The organism is Bacillus sp. CH140a_4T, assembly GCF_008923725.1.
Lineage (GTDB): Bacteria > Bacillota > Bacilli > Bacillales > Bacillaceae_G > Bacillus_A.
The window spans coordinates 1-1,974 of record NZ_WBPF01000023.1 but is presented as its reverse complement, the minus strand read 5'-3'; the positions used below and the strand labels follow the sequence as shown (position 1 = coordinate 1,974).

At 34.3% G+C, this 1,974-nt stretch carries 1 protein-coding gene and 1 rRNA gene; both read left to right on the top strand.

Annotation, left to right across the window (positions count from 1 at the left end):
- Nucleotides 1-390 precede the first annotated feature (390 nt).
- Entirely contained in the window at nucleotides 391-1,320 is a 930-nt protein-coding gene (locus F8162_RS27895) for a DMT family transporter (RefSeq protein WP_151633997.1), read from the top strand.
- 374 nt (nucleotides 1,321-1,694) lie between these two features.
- Nucleotides 1,695-1,974 (top strand): 16S ribosomal RNA (locus tag F8162_RS27890); the annotation flags it as partial.

Sequence of the window (1,974 nt, the reverse complement as noted above, 5' to 3'; positions counted from 1 at the left end):
GTGAGAGTAGGACGTCGCCAAGCAAAAACCTAAGTCGATTCGACTTAGGTTTTTTTGTGTTTATTTTTATTTACCAACTGTCATAATCCATAAATTTAGTAATCTTAAAGATGAAATAGGGACTGTCTAAATTGAAATTTGAGCGATAATGTCGTAAAAGATAATAAAAGTAATACGTTTAAATGTTAGTGCAAGGTAAGAATTACCTTTTTATGTTAACTAAGTTGTAGAATGACTAAAAAAATTTACTCTATATATGAAAGCGTTATGTGAAAAATAGCTATTCAGCTGTTTTTCACATAACGTTTTTTCATTTTTAAAGGACTTCACATAAGAAAAAAACTATAATTAAGAAAGTTAACATATATTTTTTGATGGGTGTGGGGGATTATGAAAGAAATATGTATGTTATTAGTGGCTGTTATTTTATGGGGGACAGCCATTGCGCCAACAAAGTGGGCATTAGAATCTATTCAGCCGTTTACTTTGTTATTTATTCGCCTTTTCTTAGCTGGTGGAATCTGTTTACTATTCTCATTTAAACAATTAAAAAGATCAGTTGTACATAAACAAGTCCCGTGGAAAAGAATGAGTTTCCTATCTTTTACTGGTGTAGCTGGGTACTTTATGTTCACATCCTACGGTATTTCTTTAACAAGTGGATTGCATGTTAGTATTATTGATGCTGCTTTACCTTTAGTTACAATTCTTTTTTCAGCGTTCTTTTTGAAAGAAAGAATTCAACTTAATTATTGGATCGGTATTGTATTGGGGGCTATCGGAGTACTTCTTATTACAATTCCATCTAGTAACGTCGATCAAGAAGTATCTTTAATAGGAGATATTCTTATTTTATTAAGCACTTTCTTATTTGCTTTCTATACAGTATTGCTGAAACGACCAGAACAAGAACAGTATCTATCAAACAAGGTTTTTACAACATTAACTTTAATTATTGGAGCTGTTATTCTATTACCATTTGCAATGGCAGAAACTTTTTACTATGGTTTCCCGAAAGTTGAAACATGGAAGACTGGGTTTAGTGTAATATATCTTGTTATTGGGGCAACAATTTTAGCGTATTGGTTTTGGAATAGAGCATTAGAGACAGTCTCGGCATCAGTAAGTGGATTATATTTAAATGCGTTACCGTTAGTAAGTATTGCTGCTTCAATTGTTCTATTAAATGAATCTTTAACCTGGAGAGTAGTAATAGGTGGTAGCTTAGTTTTATTTGGGGTGATATGGGCGGATAAACGTAAATTAATTGATTTATTTATCTCAGGTGATCGAAATGTTAAAGAGAATAAAGAATGTTAAAGTTTATAAGAGTATGTATATAATGTTTAATGGAAAGGACGCTTTGTATATAATAGGATGTCCTTTTCATTATTTTCATTGAATGAGAGGAATTAAATAACTGAAACTCATATAGAAAATACCTTTGGAATTTTTTTATTATTAATTGAATAAAAGGTGTTGACGATTAGACTATAGGGGTGTAATATAAAACAAGTCGCCGATGCAATAACGCAGAACGCGGCAAACGAAATAAAAAACTTAGTTGACATTAACTAACGAAGATGTTAACATAAGGAAGTCGCAAATGAGCGACCAAGTAGTTCTTTGAAAACTGAACGAAACAAACAACGTGAAACGTCAATTTTTATTTTTAGATGCTAGACAAACTAACTTTATTGGAGAGTTTGATCCTGGCTCAGGATGAACGCTGGCGGCGTGCCTAATACATGCAAGTCGAGCGAATGGATTGAGAGCTTGCTCTCAAGAAGTTAGCGGCGGACGGGTGAGTAACACGTGGGTAACCTACCCATAAGACTGGGATAACTCCGGGAAACCGGGGCTAATACCGGATAACATTTTGAACTGCATGGTTCGAAATTGAAAGGCGGCTTCGGCTGTCACTTATGGATGGACCCGCGTCGCATTAGCTAGTTGGTGAGGTAACGGCTCACC

Coding starts and splice junctions, on each gene's coding strand:
- F8162_RS27895 (WP_151633997.1), top strand. CDS start 391: ATGAAAGAAATATGTATGTTATTAGTGGCTGTTATTTTATGGGGGACA.